Source organism: Prevotella sp. MGM1 (genome assembly GCF_002933775.1).
Classification (GTDB): Bacteria; Bacteroidota; Bacteroidia; order Bacteroidales; family Bacteroidaceae; genus Prevotella.
This window is the reverse complement of sequence record NZ_BEWV01000084.1, coordinates 15,236-34,296: the sequence shown is the minus strand read 5'-3', so window position 1 is coordinate 34,296 and position 19,061 is coordinate 15,236. Positions and strand designations below refer to the sequence as shown.

The 19,061-nt window shown below is 50.7% G+C and carries 15 protein-coding genes; 8 read left to right on the top strand and 7 right to left on the bottom strand.

From position 1 onward, the window contains the following. Positions 1-378 precede the first annotated feature (378 nt). A complete protein-coding gene (locus MoGM_RS02540; RefSeq protein ID WP_104368635.1) occupies positions 379-2,466 on the top strand; it encodes a hypothetical protein in 2,088 nt (695 codons plus the stop codon). 33 nt (positions 2,467-2,499) lie between these two features. Continuing rightward, positions 2,500-3,552, top strand: a complete 1,053-nt coding sequence (locus MoGM_RS02535) for a quinoprotein amine dehydrogenase (protein WP_104368632.1) — start codon at positions 2,500-2,502, stop codon at positions 3,550-3,552. A 321-nt stretch (positions 3,553-3,873) separates the two neighbouring features. On the opposite strand, the gene MoGM_RS02530 is transcribed toward MoGM_RS02535, so the two are convergent. Beyond that, complete coding sequence (locus MoGM_RS02530; protein ID WP_104368631.1) at positions 3,874-4,944, bottom strand: DUF4831 family protein; 1,071 nt, start codon at positions 4,942-4,944, stop codon at positions 3,874-3,876. 30 nt (positions 4,945-4,974) lie between these two features. After that, complete coding sequence (locus MoGM_RS02525; protein ID WP_104368630.1) at positions 4,975-6,492, bottom strand: NAD(P)H-hydrate dehydratase; 1,518 nt, start codon at positions 6,490-6,492, stop codon at positions 4,975-4,977. Between the two features lie 89 nt (positions 6,493-6,581). On the opposite strand from MoGM_RS02525, the gene hpt reads away from it, so the two are divergent. The 5 genes from hpt to MoGM_RS02495 all read left to right on the top strand — a co-directional run bounded on the left by hpt (position 6,582) and on the right by MoGM_RS02495 (position 12,061). Next, positions 6,582-7,121: a hypoxanthine phosphoribosyltransferase gene (gene hpt / locus MoGM_RS02520; protein ID WP_104368629.1), complete on the top strand. Its 540-nt coding sequence runs from the start codon at positions 6,582-6,584 to the stop codon at positions 7,119-7,121. Positions 7,122-7,171: 50 nt separating this feature from the next. Next, a complete protein-coding gene (locus MoGM_RS02515) occupies positions 7,172-7,750 on the top strand; it encodes an adenylate kinase (protein ID WP_104368628.1) in 579 nt (192 codons plus the stop codon). Positions 7,751-8,918: 1,168 nt separating this feature from the next. Next, positions 8,919-10,094, top strand: coding sequence for a GTPase ObgE (obgE, locus tag MoGM_RS02505; RefSeq protein ID WP_104368626.1), 1,176 nt, complete (start codon positions 8,919-8,921; stop codon positions 10,092-10,094). Beyond that, entirely contained in the window at positions 10,087-10,866 is a 780-nt protein-coding gene (gene pgeF, locus MoGM_RS02500; RefSeq protein ID WP_104368625.1) for a peptidoglycan editing factor PgeF, read from the top strand. The genes obgE and pgeF overlap by 8 nt, the downstream gene beginning before the upstream one ends. A gap of 28 nt (positions 10,867-10,894) precedes the next feature. After that, positions 10,895-12,061 carry a M23 family metallopeptidase gene (locus MoGM_RS02495; protein ID WP_233210133.1) on the top strand — a complete coding sequence of 389 codons (1,167 nt, stop codon included), beginning with the start codon at positions 10,895-10,897 and terminating at the stop codon, positions 12,059-12,061. 597 nt (positions 12,062-12,658) lie between these two features. Here the strand turns inward: MoGM_RS02495 and MoGM_RS02490 are convergent. From MoGM_RS02490 to MoGM_RS02470, 5 genes are all read right to left on the bottom strand, one after another. Further along, positions 12,659-13,606, bottom strand: coding sequence for a M23 family metallopeptidase (locus MoGM_RS02490; protein ID WP_104368623.1), 948 nt, complete (start codon positions 13,604-13,606; stop codon positions 12,659-12,661). 265 nt (positions 13,607-13,871) lie between these two features. Then, on the bottom strand, positions 13,872-15,971 hold the full coding sequence (gene recG, locus MoGM_RS02485; RefSeq protein ID WP_104368622.1) for an ATP-dependent DNA helicase RecG: 2,100 nt from the start codon (positions 15,969-15,971) through the stop codon (positions 13,872-13,874). Positions 15,972-15,980: 9 nt separating this feature from the next. Continuing rightward, positions 15,981-16,640: a 2-C-methyl-D-erythritol 4-phosphate cytidylyltransferase gene (locus MoGM_RS02480; protein ID WP_104368621.1), complete on the bottom strand. Its 660-nt coding sequence runs from the start codon at positions 16,638-16,640 to the stop codon at positions 15,981-15,983. An 86-nt stretch (positions 16,641-16,726) separates the two neighbouring features. Then, positions 16,727-17,296 carry a DJ-1 family glyoxalase III gene (locus MoGM_RS02475; RefSeq protein ID WP_104368620.1) on the bottom strand — a complete coding sequence of 190 codons (570 nt, stop codon included), beginning with the start codon at positions 17,294-17,296 and terminating at the stop codon, positions 16,727-16,729. A gap of 19 nt (positions 17,297-17,315) precedes the next feature. After that, positions 17,316-18,029, bottom strand: coding sequence for a pyridoxine 5'-phosphate synthase (locus tag MoGM_RS02470; RefSeq protein WP_104368619.1), 714 nt, complete (start codon positions 18,027-18,029; stop codon positions 17,316-17,318). A gap of 141 nt (positions 18,030-18,170) precedes the next feature. On the opposite strand from MoGM_RS02470, the gene MoGM_RS02465 reads away from it, so the two are divergent. Then, complete coding sequence (locus tag MoGM_RS02465) at positions 18,171-19,058, top strand: NAD kinase (RefSeq protein WP_104368618.1); 888 nt, start codon at positions 18,171-18,173, stop codon at positions 19,056-19,058. Positions 19,059-19,061 lie beyond the last annotated feature (3 nt).

The window sequence follows — 19,061 nt, the reverse complement described above, 5'->3', positions numbered from 1 at the left end:
CCACATTATACTCTTGATACTCTCTCCCGCCCACCGGAAAAATCCGCTGACCCGATTTTCTGGGCTGGCATCTTTCGGCTCAACGGAAATTATCTGTCAATTAACATAACATGCCTACAGGTTTTTTAGGACTGACTCATTATTTGTCGGGATGTCTGTGAGATGGGGACTGCTGCCCCATGGTTTCTGGCATGTCTGCATCGCGGAGTTTGCCGACTGTTGATATTATGGCAACTTGCGACGATCTTATCCTGCTTTTTGCATATTAGGGCTGATATTATAAAAAGAAAATCCTTTGTTTGGTCACCTCGAAGAAAGTGACTAATTTTGCTGGTGATATTGTATTTAAACAACACTGTTATGATATACAGACAGACGATGAAAAGGAATTTTTATACCGGCCTGTTGGCTTTGTTTTGCGTGTTTCTGACGGTCGGTTGCCAGGATGACGAGACTACCTGTTACGTGAACGGGGATTTTTTTAACCAAGAACTTCCACTCGTGATTACCGAGGCGGATTACAATACGGACAATACATATTACATGCTGAACGACGACGAATCGCCGGATGTATACTTTGATTCCGGACAGCGGAGTTTCAACGTCAGCGAGCCGTTGCAGATAGAGATGAGTGATGACCATGACTTGCGGCTTCGTTTTTACAGTCCCAGGGCACTCCGTAACGTGACGGTATGGGCAAAGATAGACGGGTATGATGAGGAGTTCAGGATGATGGATATCAGTAAGGTGATGCCTTTCCAGCAGCTTACGGTCCGTATACCGTTTGCCGTGAAGAACCTCACTGCTTATACCCGCTCGGGAAAGAAAATACGCATCATGGCAAACCCGTATCTGACAAGAGAGAACATAGCTTTTTCGATAGAGAGTGACGATCCCTATTGGAAGTGTCTGCAATCAATACGCTGCAAGTGGCGCATCGCTTTCGGCAGATACAGTGACACTCAGCCATCATGGCGATACAAGATGAAAGCGTCGCATACTCGTGAGGCGGTGGCTATAGCGTTGAACATGAGCTATATGTTCTCATCTGATAAGTTTGAGAAAGCTCTGCACGAGTTCGGGCCGCTGCACAGTAATGGCGACAGGAAAGAGATAGACAAGGACGCTCTGCTGAGGAATGTGCTCAATCACCGCGGACTCGTGTTCGGATACACTACCGGAGTGATGGGGCTTGGCGGCGGGACGACTTTCGGTATGCATGAAGTGTGCTATCTCGAACACTATGCCGACGACAAGAGTATCACCGAGACTATATTCCACGAGTTCGCGCATTGCCTGGGATACGGACACGACGGTAACATGACATACGAGCAGACGGGTCCCGGGTGGATAACGTTGTGCCACAATATGTATGTGGATCTGTCGTTGAGCAAGGAGCTTCCGGTATACTCGCGGCGTTTCATGCACACCAGGAAGAGCCGTAACAGATATTTCGATGACATCTATGTGCCTTCCAATTATGTTATCGAAGACCCTGAGCTTGATGCTCTCGACGGCGGACTGTCTCCGTTTCATGACGATATGTCAGACCGTGGAGGGGATGACGGCAAGCCCGTGGCGTTCAGGTTGGACTATGATGATGTGCCTCTTGCCACGCCCGCCACTTTCCGTCCGAAAGACGTGTATGTATATGGAGACACTGTATATGTGGTGAATGACGCGGACAATAATTACAGTGTTGAGATATTCAGTATCGCTTCGGGGCGCAAAAAGCATATCGGCAGTATCAGGGAATGGACGAGAGATGAGGCCGGCACGGAGATAACAGAGACATTCACAGGCCGGCCGAACGGCGTGACACGTGCCAACGGCAAGATATATGTGACCCATGAGGGTAGTAGGACCGAGATTTTCAATGCCTCGGATCATAAGTTTTTCACACATGTAGGTAACGGCAAATGGGGCACGGGAGCTTATCAGACGGTTCATGCTTTCGATGTGATGGCAGACAAAGGGCTTGTCTTCATACGTGACAAGAGGTCTCTTGTGGGTGTGGAAGAGCGGATCCTGGAGGCAGGAAAAGCCCCGGTGATATATACACGCTCACCGAACATGGGTGAGGCGGGAGGCACTTACGGTCTTGCTGTAGATCGGCACACGGGTCTGATATACTCCACTCATCCGTCAGGGCGGATAGACATATTCATACCCGCTGACTTGCGTGAAGGTATCTCTTTCAAACATGCCAACCAGCTGGCATATAAGAGCAGGCCGTATGCGCTTGATTTCCATGAAGGCAGGATGTTCGTAAGTTCAGACGGAGAAGAGAAGTTCTGCGAGGCGGACCCTGAGACTGGCGACATAATCAGGGATTACACTGTCACCGGTGATATAACCTTGCGGTCGCCCGAGAAGTTTTGCATACGCCGCAACACCCTGTTTATAGTAGACAGGACGAGCGACGGGCCGTGCGTGTATGCCATTCCGATGGGTGAATTGAAATGAAAATATGTAATGTGAAGATATGTTTTGTTGAAAATGAAAATACATTCGTATATATTGTTGTTGGCGCTGGGTGTGCTGGCAGCGCGATGCGGCGATGATGAGACCGTGGAGTTCGGCGGCCGGTTGCCCGGTTCGGAAGACGGTGAGTATGAGAGCCACTGGTATTACTCTTACGAGGCGGCACGGCTGATAGATGCCGAAAGCCTCGGAATGAGCGCTTCCGAGAGCTTTGTTCCCTATACGGTGACTCATTCGGGCGACACGGTTTTCATAGCCAACACGGGAAGTGATGGCAATAGTCTGCTGCTGTTTGATGACAATAAAGGCAAGTTGTTGCGCACGGTGAAGTCATGGGCGATTGGCAATAAGACCGAAGCATTCGGCAGTCAGATAGAAGCCATCATACCGTCCGGTAACCGTTTGTATGTCGCGGAGCGTCAGTCGCTCATTCATGTCTTTCGTCTTCCCGACATGGCTTATGTCACTTGTATGGGCAACGGCACGTGGAGCGGCCCGGTGTTTCAGGCCCAGGCGCTTGCCGTGAAGGACAGCCTGATATTTGCCCGCGACAAAAACGGGATGATAAGTATCTACAGGGAGTCTGACGTGACGAAGGAAAACTATCGGAATGTAAATCGTTATCGCCGTGCAGGCAACAACGGGAGTCCGGGGAATAACGGTTTTGCGGCACATTGCATGTTGCCGGATACAGCCGGGCATATTCTGCTCACCGACTATGAGGGCAGGAAAATACGTGTGCTTGATCCTTCGTTGGTGAGTGGTGATATGGCCGACGGAGCGTCGATAGACGTGGACAGTCTGTCGATGTCGCTTGATTTTAAGCCAAAGACATTGGCGTTCGGTGATGGCCGGATGTATGTCACCGGAGACAATGACGTTGTCAACATATACGACGGTAGGCGGAAAGAATGGGTGAAAAAGCTTAAAGCCGTCAAAGGGTACGAATTTTTACAACCCGCACGTATTTATTCGCAGAACGACACGGTATTCTGGGTGTCTGATATGCACGGCGGCAGGCGTACGCTTGTGAAAATGATTGTGCATAAGGGGGAGATAAGAGAATAGCCGGCAGTGTTGGTGCGGACGGCTGTAAGTACTTTAAACGGGATTTTGCAAACTATCGCAAAATCCCGTTTGAAGTACTTTTTTTGCCTTGATGCCGTCTTGGCATAGGTCTTGTTTTTTTGTTTGTGTTGTATTTGCGGTGTGGTTTATATTGTGTCTGCGTTTGTTCGCCTTGTTTTCATTGTTTGTTATTTGCGTAGTTCCGCTTTATTTTCTCATGGGTCATGCCCCGTTTGCGATATGTGTTACAGATTGTGTGGTATTGACGTCATCTCCGGTGTCCGATATACCGATACCTTTTTGTGATGTGTCACAATCCTTTTACTTTGGTTGTTCGGCATCGAGCCTGGCCACCGAGCCTGTGGTGGGGTTGAGGATCAGTCTTGTGGAGAATCTTTTGTTGAACAGTTCGCTGCTCAGTAGTTCCGTGTGTCCGAACTGTCCGGCATACAGTTCGAAACTTCCCATCATGTGGTTTCCTTTCGAAATCGTTGCCTTTATCTTTCCGGGAACGTTCACGAATATGCCGTTGTCCTGCTGTTTTCTTTTTCCGGCAGGTTCCACAGGGTCTGCCGCCGGTATGCTGTGCAGGTCTGTCACGCTGATATAATAGGGTGTTCCCGACAGATCGTCCTTGTCGACGATACCGAGTCTGCGTGAAAGGCGGAACAAAACCTCTTTGCTTATCTCCTTGTCAGGACATACGATGAAAACGTGCTCGGTGGTGTCTTTCTCTGTCGTTCCGGCAAATAGGCTTGTCAGTGCCTTGTCTTGTGTGTCAAGTTGCTCGAGCATCAGTTTCATCTGTGCGCCGTCTTTCGGCATGAAATCGGCTTGTCCGCGTGTCAGCAGGCTTTTGCTCTCGCGTATGTCGTATATTTCCTGTGCGGTTAGCTGTGCCATCTTGGCCGTGCTGCCGGCAGCGAGGATGTCCTCGTTCATGAACTGTCTCGGGTTGACGGGAGTCTTTTTAGGAGCCGGAACGAATGCCGCCGGCACATCTTGTGCCGTTGGCTCGGCGTTGATGGCTGTCAGGGTGCCGTCGTCGGCCAGTCTTATGTTTGTCGCCGAACTTTTCGGGTTCAGTTTGATGGAATAGCATTTAGATGTGTCGGCCACCCCTACAGATGTCATGTTTATCGTTGTCACCTTATAGTCGACCGTCTTTTCTGTCTCAACGTCTTTCAATCTGAGAAACCTGTCGGCGTATATGCAGAAGTCGCCGGGAGTATAAGTTGTCTTTTCCACCTGCACGACGATGCGCAGGGCCGTCTTTGGCAGGTAGTATACAGCCCCTTCGGGAGTCACTCCCGGTTTGTATTTGCTTATCGGTGTCTGGGCCATTGCTCCGCAACAGATGGCGAGCAATGCGGCCGTCAATATCTTTCTCATGTCCTTATGGGTGGTATGTCGTTTGCTTTATCAGTCGTTCAATCTCTTGAAAGCCTTCGGCAGACACTCTATTATGTCGCCGGCCACGAGGCTTTCCATTCCTTTCTCTTCGGCTGCGATGTCTCCCGCAAGTCCGTGAAGGTACATGCCCACGATACAGGCATCGGCCTGTTTGTATCCTCTTGCGAGCAGTGCGGTGATTATTCCTGTGAGCACGTCGCCGCTGCCGGCTGTTGCCATGCCTGCGTTGCCCGTAGGGTTGAACATCACGTGGCCGTCAGGCATGCACAGTGCGGAGTATCGTCCCTTTATGATTATGAAAGCGCTTAGTCTCTCCGCCAGCGAGCATGCTTTCGACAGGCGCTCATAGCTGTCCGACGAATGGCTCTCCAGCCTGTCGAACTCCTTGGGGTGCGGTGTCATTATTATGCCTTTTGGCAGTTGTTGAAGCCAGGCCCTGCGGTTGGATAGGATGTTTATCGCGTCGGCATCCGCCACTATCGGGCATTGTGTGCGCCTCAGTTGGGCTATCAGTGCTATGGCCGTGGTCTCGCTTGTGCCCAATCCCGGGCCGATGCCGAGTGCGTTATAGTCTTCCGTGTCTACCGGCTCTGTAAATACAGTGCTGTCGGAGTCAAGTTGCACCACAGCCTCGGGCACGGCTATTTGCAGTATGTCGTTGTTGTGTTTCGGTGAATGCACCGTCACCTTTCCCGCTCCCGCTCTCAGGCATGCCCTGGCTCCGAGCACTGCCGCTCCCGCCATTCCGTAGCTTCCCGCCACGAGCAGTGCGTTGCCCATGTTGCCTTTGTGGGCGAATTCGTTTCTCGTGAGCATCCGTTTGCGCACGTCGCTCTCTTCCGTCACCGTGTACATAGCCTCCATGTTCTTCATACCCTCGCTGCTGATGCGTATGTCAAGCACTTTGAGGCGACCGATAAACTGCTGGTTCTCGGCGAAGAAGAAAGACAGTTTGGGCTGTTGCAGTGTCAGTGTGATGTCAGCCCTGATGATATTTGCCCGCACGTTGTATGTGTTGTCCTCGGCCATCAGTCCCGAGGGCACGTCTATGCTCGCCACCGCGCACGGCGACGCGTTGATGTATTTCACTAACGACGCGAAGCCGCCGGCCAGCGGTTTGTTGAGTCCCGAGCCGAAAAGGCCGTCGATAACAAGCGTATCCGATTTGAGTTGCGGAGGGTCGAATTCCTGTGTCACCTCCGTGAAGTTTTTTATCCGCTTGCTGTCTGCCGTGAGCCTCTCTTTGTTTTCGAGACATTCGGCGGTCAGTCTGCCGGAGATGTTAAACAGATAGACCGACACCTCATAGCCTTTCTCGGCGAGCAGGCGGGCCGTGGCGAGGGCATCGCCGCCGTTGTTTCCCGGGCCTGCGAACACCACCACCGGAGTGGTATTGTCACGGTAGTCGGCAATGGCGCGGGTAAGTGCCTGCGCCGCCCGCTCCATGAGGTCGAGGGGTTTTATAGGTTCGTGCTCTATCGTATACTTGTCAAGCTCGCTAATCTGAGCGCTTGTAAAAATCTTCATACGTGCAAAAATACAAAATTAATGGTAATAGTTACAATTCTTTGACGGATTTTTAGTAATTTTGTCGCAAAATTAAAGAAAACGTACCTATGAGTATTGTCAGAATAAAGGATAAACTGTTTGAGACTTCCATTCCGGAGGCCGAGATAAAACAGCGTGTCAAGGCCGTGGCGGAGCGCATAAACCGCGACATGGCAGGCAAGAACCCACTGTTGCTCGCCGTTCTCAACGGCTCGTTCGTGTTTGCTGCCGACCTCATGCGCGAGATAACCATTCCATGTGAGATCTCTTTCGTCAAACTGGCGTCGTACCAGGGAACCACATCTACCGGTACCATCAAGGAAGTGATCGGTATCAATGAGGACCTTACCGGTCGCACGGTGATAATCGTAGAGGACATAGTGGAGAGCGGACTGACCATCAAGCGGATGATAGAGAGCCTCGGCACGCGCAATCCGGAATCGGTGCATATCTGCACGTTGCTGCTCAAACCCGAGCGTCTTAAAACCCCGCTCGATATCGAGTACGTGGCTTTCGAGATACCGAACGACTTTATTCTCGGCTACGGGCTCGACTACGATCAGCAGGGGCGCCAGTTGCGCGACATCTACACACTGAAGTCCGAATGACGAAGACGGCTTGGCCGCAAGGTAAGAGAAGTATTAATTTTTAGGATAAAATGAAGAATATAGTGATATTCGGTGCTCCCGGTTCAGGCAAGGGAACACAGAGTGACTTGATGATCGGGAAGTATGGCTTCGGCCATATCTCTACCGGCGACGTGCTGCGTGCCGAGATCAAGGGCGAGACGGAGCTGGGGAAGGTGGCAAAGTCGTTTATAGACAAAGGTCAGCTCATTCCCGATGAGTTGATGATAGACATTCTCGCCAAAGTTTACGACAGCTACGGCAAAGACCATAAGGGAATAATCTTCGATGGTTTTCCCCGTACCATTCCGCAGGCCGAGGCACTGAAAAAGATGCTCGATGAGCGCGGGCACGGCATAGCGGCCATGATAGAGCTTGATGTTCCGGAAGACGAACTGATGGCCCGACTGATAAAGCGAGGCATGGAGAGCGGCCGCTCCGATGATAACGCCGAGACGATAAAGAAGCGTCTTGATGTGTATCACAACCAGACGGCACCGCTGATAGACTGGTATAAGGGCGAGAACCTCCACAATCACATAGACGGTCTTGGTGCCCTCGACCGTATCTTCGCCGACATCAGCAAGGTGATAGATGGTGTTGGGGCGTGAACATCTGATGGTTTTAATGGCAGATATTATTATATTGAAGAGTCGCGGTAGATGATTTCCGCGACTCTTTTTTTGTGATGTATAGCGAAGTGTATCGTAATGATGCTTGCTTTCCGATGATTTTTGTTGTAAATTTGTTGTCGGCCGAATTTGGCTTAAACACGAAAAGTATGATAAATAATTACAAAATGATTGGAAGTGATAAAGTTGGTATATGTTCGAAACGCATATTTATGCAATCTTTCTATACCGTGAAATTTGATAAATTTGAAATCGTAGGCTGTCTTCCGTAGGAGAACGGCCGTTTTCGCACATACCGATGTGCCCGTCATTGCCGGTGTCCTACCGCGTTGACGGGCACTATATGTATGGTGATGTCCGTCATAGAGGCTCCCGATGCTCTGCATCGGGAGCCTCGTTGCGTTATAACGGGATACCGGTTGCATTGCATTTAGACGCTAAACGGAATGCAACCAGTATCTAAACGCAATGCAATAAGATACCCGTTGCAATAATACGGTGTTCCGGATGTTGAGAATCGGGTGCCGGCCGGTCGGGAATAGGGATATATCAAAAAATCAAGGCGGTTTTGGCTGTTTTACAATTTCTTTTTGTATAAATATACAGTTGGTGAAGATTGCGGTATGTTTGATTTTTATTTACAATATATAAAATCGGCTCCCTGGCTTCTCATGGCATGAAAAGCCAGGGAGCCGATTTTGTGAAGCAACAGTGCGTTTGCCAGTCATGTTTTTCTGCCTGTCTTTGTACTGTGCGCTATGCACGGGATTGCCGTATGGATAAGTATCCATATGATAATTATTTCAGGAAGTATATCTTTTGTTTTTGGGTTTTCATGACTTATCCGGGTTTTGTTTTTGCTGTTATTTTAAGGATGTTAAGAATCATGTGATATGCCACAGAACCGGTAATCACGATGTGTAGGAGTATTATGATGATACCTCTTCTCGGCATGCTTACCGATGGCAAAGTCAGTGAAATGTTTTATTTATAGGATGTTTTCGGCACTGTTATTTTTAATAAACGAAGAATAATACTGTTGCTCGTAGGTGTAATAGGCGTCCCGTAGCTTAATTGCCTTGTTTTGGCCGTATTCTCGTTTTAAATTCGTATCTTTGCACATTATTTACACATTATTATAATAAAAATGGCAGAATCCAATTTCGTAGATTACGTTAAGATATATTGCCGCTCGGGCAAGGGCGGCCGTGGCTCCATGCACCTGCGTCATGTTAAATACCAGCCGAATGGCGGGCCGGACGGCGGCGACGGCGGTAACGGCGGCAGTGTGTATCTGCGCGGTAACCATAATTACTGGACATTGCTCCATCTGAAATACGAACGGCACGTGCGTGCGGAACATGGCGGCAACGGCGGGCGCGACAAGTGTCATGGCACAAATGGAAAAGACGTGTATATCGATGTCCCTTGCGGCACGGTGGTGTATAATGCCGAGACAGGAAAATATATCTGCGACGTGGCCTACGACGGACAGGAGGTGCTGCTGCTCAAGGGCGGCCGCGGCGGGCTTGGTAATTTCCAGTTTCGTTCGGCCACCAATCAGGCACCGCGTTATGCCCAGCCGGGCGAGCCGATGCAGGAGCTTACGATAGTGCTCGAGTTGAAACTTCTTGCCGATGTCGGTCTGGTGGGATTCCCGAATGCCGGCAAGTCAACGTTGCTCTCATCGCTGTCGAGTGCGCGTCCGAAGATAGCCAACTATCCGTTCACCACGCTCGAGCCGTCGCTCGGAATAGTGGAATATCGTGACCGTCAGTCGTTTGTGATGGCAGACATCCCCGGAATCATAGAGGGGGCGAGCGAGGGCAGGGGACTCGGATTGCGGTTCCTGAGACATATAGAGCGCAACTCGTTGCTGCTCTTCATGGTGCCCGGCGATACGGACGATATAAAGAAGGAATATGAGATACTGCTCAACGAACTGAGAAATTTCAATCCCGAGATGCTTGACAAGCACAGGGTGCTGGCAGTGACAAAGAGCGATCTGCTCGACGACGAGCTGATAGAAATGCTCCGCGAGACACTGCCCGATGATGTGCCCGTGGTTTTCATTTCGTCTGTGGCCGGAATGGGGCTCAACGAATTGAAAGATACACTGTGGCGCGAGCTTAACAGTGAGAGCAACAAGTTGCAAGGTATCATCACAAGCGATAATATAGTGCATCGTGACAAGGACATGACCCGCTTCTCGGCGGAGCTGTCGGCCGAGGGCGAGGATGATGATATCGAATATATAGACGACGTAGAAGACTGTATAGAAGACCTCGACGACTTCGAGTACGAGGAGGAAGAGGATGAGTAGTCCTGTGCTCAGGTACTATGAGATGGGGCATGGCGTGACAGCTTTCAGCAGTACGCGGCATGGCGGATGCGGCAAAGGCACTTACGGCTCTTTCAACGTGAACAGATATTGCGGTGACGAGCCTGCGGCCGTAGCCGAAAACCGGCGGATGCTGTGCGCGGAGCTTGGTATAGGCACCGATGGTCTCATCATACCGCATCAGACACACGGCACTGTGGTGCGGCGGATTGCAGCCGGGTTCGTATCGTTGTCTGACGATATGCGGGACATGTTGCTTGAAGGCGTCGATGCGGTGATGACCGATGTGAAAGGTATATGTGTGGGAGTGTCTACGGCCGACTGCATACCAATACTGCTTTATGATGCCCGTCATGGCGCCTGTTGCGCCGTTCATGCCGGTTGGCGGGGTACGGTGGCACGTATTGTGGAGCGGGCTGTTGACGAAATGTCGGCTCACTACGGTACGCAAGCCGAAGTGTTGACAGTCGTCATAGGCCCGGGCATATCGCAGGAGGCTTTCGAGGTGGGTGATGAGGTATATGAAGCGTTCGCCCGTGAGGGTTTCATGATGGAGCGCATTGCCCGCAGATACGACAAGTGGCATATCGATTTGTGGGAGTGCAACCGTATTCAACTGATTTCAAAAGGCGTCAATCCCGATAAGATATTCACCGACGGGACGTGCACTTACAAGAACGGCGGCGAGTTTTTCTCGGCTCGCCGTCTCGGAACAGGATCGGGGCGCATATTCACGGGGATAATGATGAAATGACTACTGATGAAACAATAAATATAAACCGATGATTGGACTTAGAAAGATATTACTGTCAACAGTGCTTGTCGCAACCCTGACAGCGGCGGCGAAAGATGAGTTTACAATGCTCGAGCAGCAGCAGATAAGCATAGAGACGCCCGGATTGTTTGCTGGTTCGGCCGCTTTCTCGGTGGATTTCGCCGGTCTGCGCCCTGCTGAATACTGTTTTCCGCTGCCTGTGGGCAAGGCAAAGGCGGTGAAAGACAACTGGCTTGAGATAACCACGGCTCACGGAGACGCGGTCAAGGCTATGTTCTCCGGAACGGTGCGAATGTCCAAAAAGCATCAGACACTTGGCAATGTTATCGTCATCAGGCACGAAAACGGACTGGAGACGGTATATGGATACAATGCGCAGAATCTTGTGAAGGTTGGCGATGAAGTGAAAGCCGGACAGACGGTGGCCATTGTCGGAGGCGATAAGGGACGTGTGTTTTGCATGTTCTCCGTAATGGTCAATGGCGGAAGGATAAATCCGGCCACGCTCATCGGTATTAATTCGCATCGCCTGCTGCGGCAGACGGTGATGTTCAAGAAGACCGCTTTCAATGTGGATCTCAGTGTGGTGACGCCCGATAAACTTGGCGACAAAGCACTATCGGCAGCCGGTAAGGCAGGTGATATGAGCACCAATCCGTTTGCGGGCGGCAATAAGTTCTCACTGAATCTGGTAAATCTTGATGCCGGAGAGTGGTGCTATCCGTTGGCCGGGGCAAAGGTGATAAGTGCGTTTGGTCGCCGTGGAGGCCGCCGGCATACCGGTGTTGATATCAAGACCAGGCCTAACGATAATATCCTGGCTGCTTTTGACGGTGTTGTGACTATGTCACAGACATATAGCGGATACGGAAAGTGTATAAAAATACGCCATAGAAGTGGTATCGAGACACTGTACAGTCATAATTCCAAGAACCTTGTGAAAGTGGGTGATATAGTGAAAGCCGGTCAGGTGATAGCCCTTGTGGGACGTACCGGACGCGCCACGACGGAGCATCTGCATTTCGAATGTCGTATAAACGGCCAGCCGTTTGACCCCGGAAAGATTTTCAATCATGCCACACATTCGTTGAAAATGGATGTGCTTACGTTCACGAAAAAGGGAAGTAGCGTGTCTATAACATCCGGAAAGAATTATATCGCAAAAGGGAAGTGATACTTTTTTCGCATCGGTTGCCGGTCGGTGGAAATATTATGGCTTTGTGTTTCCGGCTTTTCTGATATGTGATGCTGATCGTGTCGCCATTGTAATATAATGTGGCAAAAGTATATTTGTCCTCTGAAAACATATCAGAACAATCCGGCGTAATACGACAGAAATAGTATGCGGAGAATATGATAATACAGCATGTTTAATCGGGACTGAAAGCATGGCAATGGTTTGAACATCATGTTCCTATGCGAGCCAGGCATGTCGTTTGTATGGGAACTGTATGCCTTTCGCTTAAATCAGCCATGCCTTTCGCATTAATCAGCCTATGTATTTTACATGAAAATTGATATATGTTGAATAAGAAAACGTATGTATCGCGCCATTCAATGTTAATTAGCTGTATGATAAAAACCAGGCTCGCCAATCATTGGCGAGCCTGGTTTTATTATGATTACCTGTTTGTTTTCCTTAATATTGTCTGTCTGTTGTCTTTTAAATACAGGGTTATTGTCTTTTTGTTATTGACATATTGTATTTTATAACCACGCTTGTTGGTTTTCTTGCTTCAGCTTTGTTTCTATCGGATAGCGTATTATACCGTCAGTTGTATTTCAATATCTGTCCGGGCATGAGGCGTATTCTCTTGCCTATCCTGTTCAGTTTGCACAGCGCATCGACCGTGGTGCCGCGTTTACGGGCAATTGAAGATAGAGTCTCGCCGGAGCGGACTTTGTGGAAACGCACGTCTGTAGCGTAAGAGGCCGCTGGTGCCGCTGTTGCCAACTCTATGTCTTCGTTGTCTTTATCGCTGTTGCCTGTTGATTTTCCACCCACTCCGCGCAGACGGTTGGCTATTGCCGACTCGCCCTCGTATGTGTTGCGACGGAACATATAGTTGTCGTCCACAACGTCTTGGTTTCTGAAATCGAACATTATTGCCGGATTGAGAGCCACTCCGCAGAGGCGTGTCTCGAAATGAAGGTGCGAACCGGTGCTTCGTCCGGTGTTTCCACCGAGGCCTATCGGGTCGCCTGCTTTGACCTCATCGTTCTCTGCCACGAGATGTTTGGACATGTGTCCGTATATTGTCTCAAGACCGTTGTAGTGGCGGATTACCACATATTTGCCATATCCGCGGGCCTCGTATCGTACAATTCTTACTTTTCCGCTGAATGCCGCGCGTATAGTGTCGCCGATATATACTTTCACGTCGATGCCTTTGTGTTGGCGGCCCCAGCGGTGTCCGAAGTTGGAAGTAACGACTCTGTTTGTTGTCGGCATGCAGAATCCGCGGAGATTGATATTGAATGAGTCGGGCAGTGCGGTAGCTTTATGTGCGTAGCGGTTGTCCCATTCGTTGTAAAGATCGGCCGACGGAGATTCCAATTGCTCGTTCTGTATGAGTCTGCTCAATGCGACAGAGTCTACGGCTTTCATCTTTTTGTCTATCGGTGCCTGCTTTGCAAGCAGATCCTGGGCCACCGACGGTATGGCGCTTAATGATAAGCACGCGGCAATGGCAACAGTTCTAATCTTATTCAGTATCATAAATTGTTTCGGTCAAAAAAATAAAAAATGCGTTTTGGTTAAGTAGCATGGCACAGAATAATTCATAATCCAATTACAATATGCCAATGACTGTTCGTAATATGAACGTTGCAAAGATAGCAAATATTTTATAATTATGTGCCATATTAACACAAATTGTGTGTTAATTAACACTTAAATCTTAATAAAAGGGCTTGATTTATAATTAATTGACTGATGGCGGTATGTGGTTGTTGGATGATCGGAAGCCTTTTTCACTGTATTGTCATGATATCGCGGCCCAGTTTATTTCTGTCTTGCGCAGTTCTTTCAACCTGTTCCACAGCGTTGCGTATTTCGGTTGTATGCATTCAGGGTCATTTTCAATTATGTCTTGTGCCTCGTCTCTTGCCATCTGCACAATCTGTCCGTCCCGTGCTATGTCCGCAATTTTCAGGTCGAAGGCCATTCCGCTCTGTTGTGTGCCTTCAAGGTCGCCCGGGCCGCGTAGTTTCAAGTCGGCCTCGGCTATGCGGAATCCGTCACATGTGTCGCACATAATATCAATGCGCTTACGGGTATCATCGCTCATTTTGATGGATGTCACGAGGATGCAGAACGACTGTTCGGCTCCGCGGCCCACTCTGCCGCGCAACTGGTGCAACTGGGACAGGCCGAAACGCTGTGCGTCGAAGATTACCATTACTGATGCGTTGGGCACGTTTACGCCTACTTCTATCACTGTGGTGGCTACCAGTATCTGTGTCTCGCCGCTTACAAACTTGCGCATTTCCTCTTCTTTCTCTTTCGGTTTCATGCGCCCGTGAACTTTGCTTAACCGGTATTCGGGAAACACCTGGCAAAGCGTATCATATCCTGTCTCAAGGTTTTTGAGGTCGCTCTTCTCGCTTTCTTCTATCAGCGGGAATACGATATACACCTGTCGGCCAGCGTTTATCTGTCTGCGTATGCCGTCGTAGAGGCTTGCCATTCTTGTGTCTGGAATATTGGTTGTCACCACCGGTTTTCTGCCGGGCGGCAATTCGTCTATCACGCTCACGTCCAGGTCGCCATAGAGGGTCATCGCCAGTGTTCGGGGAATGGGGGTGGCGGTCATCACGAGAACGTGCGGCGGTCTCTCGCTCTTGCCCCACAGCCTTGCTCGCTGTGCCACGCCGAAGCGGTGTTGCTCGTCTACCACAACGATGCCGAGGCGCGAGAACCTCACGGTGTCTTCTATCACGGCGTGTGTTCCCACGAGAATTTTTATCTCTCCCGACAGCAATCCTTCAAGCACCCCTTGCCGGCGTTTGCCTTTTACTATCCCGGTGAGCAGTTCCACGCGTATATCCATGTCGCCTATAAACTCGCCGATGGTGGCGAGATGCTGTTCGGCGAGTATCTCGGTAGGGGCCATTATGCATGCTTGGAAGCCGTTGTCGAGCGCTATCAGCATGGCCATCAGCGCCACGAGTGTTTTCCCCGAGCCTACATCGCCTTGCAGAAGGCGGTTCATCTGCCGTCCCGAGTTCATGTCGCTCCTTATCTCACGCACTACTCTTTTCTGTGCTTCGGTGAGCGGGAAGGGCAGGTTGTTGCGGTAAAAGCCGTTGAACAGTTCACCCACGCGGGCGAAATTGTATCCACGATACTTGCGCCTGTGGTCGCTGGCATACCTTACGATATTCAATTGCACATAGAAAAGCTCCTCGAATTTGAGTCTCAGTCGGGCACGTTCGAGTTCCCGTGCGTTTTTGGGATAGTGTATCGTGCGCAGCGCTTCGTCTCTCGACATCAGGTGATGTTTGGCCGTGATGAAGTCGGGCAGAGTCTCTTTTATCGGTGTGCTGATGCGTTCGAGCATGCTTTTGGTGAGCCGTTCGAGCGTGCGCGACGTTATTCCGCTCTTCTTCATCTTCTCCGTCGTGGAGTAATAGGGCTGCAATCCCATGCCTTGCAGCTCCATGCCGTCGGCCGGATCGATTTCCGGGTGAACCACGTTGACACGTCCGTTGAATACTGTCGGTTTTCCGAAGACAATATACTTGGTACCTATCTTATATGTCTTCTTTGCGTATTTTCCTCCGTTAAACCACGTCAGGTCCATTATTCCCGTGCCGTCGGTGAAGTGGGCCACCACCCGTTCTTTACGGGGTCCCATCTCGAATGTCTCGAAACTCAGTATGCGTCCACGTATCTGGACGAACGGCATGTCGCCTGTCAGTTCCTTGACCGTATACAGCCGGCTGCGGTCGACATACTTATAAGGAAAGTACATCAGCATGTCGCCGAACGAGGCGATGCCCAATTCGGTGCCCAGTATTTTCTTCCTGCTCGGTCCCACGCCGGGCAGGAACTGTATGTCTTGGCTCAATATGTCGGTCATGGTGTCGTTTCAGCGGGCGAGCGCCTCGGCCACTTTCAGGTCGAAAGGCGTCGTTATCTTTATGTTTTCCCTGTTTCCGTCAACGAGTGTTATGGCGTGTCCCATGCTTTCCGCCACCGAGGCGTCGTCTGTGAAAGCCCCGGTGTATTCCTGCCGGTATGCGTTTTTCAGCAGGCCGATGTCGAATGCCTGCGGTGTCTGCACCAGTTTGTAGGCGTCTCTCGGCACCGTGCCTTCACTTACGTGGCGCAAGGTCTCCACCACAGGTATAACCGGCACCGCCGTCCCCGTGTTCCTTGCCGTGTCGTAGCAGCGGCGTATGACCTCGATAGAGGGAAAGGGGCGTACTCCGTCGTGCACACCAACCACTCCGTTCGCATTGTCGGGAATGGCCGACAGACCGTTTTTCACTGAGTGAAACCGTGTCGCCCCGCCCTTTACTATGATATGCGGTATGTCAAACGAATGTTTTTCGCACAGTCCGTGCCAATACTCCTGTTGGCTTTCGGGCAGCACGAGAACTATGCTCATGGTGCTGTCATAGTCGTGAAAACGCCTTATGGTGCGCATTAGCACGGGTATCCCGCCGACAGGCAGAAACTGTTTGGGCATGTCGCTTCCCATGCGCAGTCCCTTACCACCGGCCACTATTATGACGTAATCTCCCATTTTGTCTGCCTTTTGTTCGTGATATATGCTTTATGTATGTCTTGCCTGCTGTTCTGTGAAGCTGTAGGGCTGATAACGTTATGTTGTCATTTGCCGGCGGCAATGAGATGCAGATACATCATGCCCTTTGCTACTTCGTGTGCCGTGGCTTCGTCTGTGAGCGTGGCGAGCAGTTCGTAGGCAAACGGGAAAGTGGCGGCAGGGCCTTCGCCTGTCGTTATGTTGCCGTCTGTGGTGAACAGGTCGGCTGTGTATTGGGCGCCTTCGAGATACTTCTCGAATCCCGGGTAGCATGTGGCACGGCGTCCTTTGAGCAGTCCCAGATTGCCGAGCACCATCGGAGCGGCGCATATAGCGGCTATTTTTCCGCCTTTCCTGTCCTGTTCCAGCAGTGCGTCGCGCACTCCCTTGTGGTCGTTGAGGTTGGTCGCTCCGGGCATTCCGCCGGGCAATACCAGCATGTCGGCATCGGCGAAGTCGGCCTGTCCGAAGGGCATGTCGGCCATTACGGTCACCCCGTGCGCCGTGTTTACGGCCGTGCCGTCTTTTATACTCACTGTTTTCACGTCCACGCCCCCGCGCCGCAGTATGTCTACGGTAGCCAGTGCTTCGACATCTTCAAATCCGTCTGCGAGGAATACATATACTTTTGCCATGATGATATTGTTTTGTTGATTATTCTATACATGCGAGATAAAGCCCGATCGTGTCTTTGAGGCCCATGTACAGGGCATCGCAGATAAGCGCATGGCCTATGCTCACCTCGTCTACCCACGGTATTCGGGCGTGGAAGTAACTTAGGTTTACCAGACTGAGGTCGTGTCCTGCGTTGAGACCGAGACCGGACTTGCGTGCCTCTACCGCCGCTTCGACGAACGGAGCGATGGCCGCTTCCCTGTCGGCGGCATATCCGGCGGCATAAGGCTCGGTGTAGAGTTCCACACGGTCGGTGCCGCACTCCATGGCGTGTGCCACCATCTCTGCGTTCGGATCTACGAATATCGACGTCCGTATGCCCGCTTCCTTAAATCTGCCGATGACGTCGGTGAGAAACGTTTTGTGAGTTTTTGTGTCCCATCCGTGATTTGACGTGAGCTGATCTGCCGCGTCGGGCACGAGCGTGACCTGTGTGGGGCGTGTTTCGAGAACAAGGTTTATATAGCTTTCGGTCGGGTTCCCCTCGATGTTAAGTTCCGTTTTTATCAGCGGGCGTATGTCTCTCACGTCTTGGTAGCGTATGTGTCTCTCGTCCGGTCTCGGGTGCACGGTGATACCCTGCGCTCCGAAAAGCTCACAGTCGAGCGCCACTTTCAGTACATCGGGATTGTTCGCTCCCCGTGCGTTTCGTATTGTGGCAACTTTGTTGATGTTTACGCTTAATTTCGTCATTTATGCAATTAATTTAATTTGTTTTCTTCCGTTTTCGTCAAAATTAAGTAAATTTGCGGAAATATTCATCCGCAAATTTACGAAATGTTTGTCAAATAAAGGCATTGCATTTGGATAAAAGAGATATAAACAAGGATTTTTATGACATCACGAAAACTCAAGTTCGCGATATTCGGCAATACCTACCAGACATGTAAGTCCGCTGCCATACACCATGTGTTGGCCTGTCTGCGCGACGGCGGAGCGGAAGTGCATATAGACAGGGAGTATTATGATTTTCTCTTGGCTTCAGGCATGATTGTTCCTGATGAGGCGGAAGTGTTTGAAGGTGATGACTTCGATGCCTCTTTCGTTATTTCGATGGGGGGCGACGGCACGTTTCTTAAAGCCGCCGGCCGTGTCGGTGACAAGGAAATACCCATTCTCGGTGTCAACATCGGGCGTCTCGGATTTCTTGCCGGTGTCAACCCCGATGAGTTTGCCGTGTGTTTCCGCTCGCTTTTATCCGGCGATTACGATACCGAATGTCGTGAGGTCATAATGGTCGATACCGATGGAGAGCCGTTTCCCGGATGTTGCCGTGCGCTGAACGACGTGGCGATATTGAAGCGCGACAATGCCTCGATGATTTCTGTCCGCACGATGATAGACGGCGAATACCTTACGACCTTCCGTGCCGACGGCCTTATTGTCAGCACCCCCACCGGCTCCACGGCCTATTCGTTGTCTAACGGCGGTCCGATAATAGTGCCCGGCACGCACGTCTTCTCACTCACGGCGGTGGCACCCCACAGCCTCAATATCCGTCCTATAGTAATACCCGACACATCTACGGTGACACTGACGGTGGAGAGCCGGAGCCACAATTTTCTCGTGGCGGTGGACGGGCGGTCGGAGAAATGCAGCGATGTGACGAGTCTCACCATTCGCAAGGCACCTTATCAGGTGCGGATAGTGAAGCGTGCGGGTTATCGTTATTTCGATACTCTGCGCGAGAAGATGATGTGGGGGATGGACAAAAGGGCATGAATG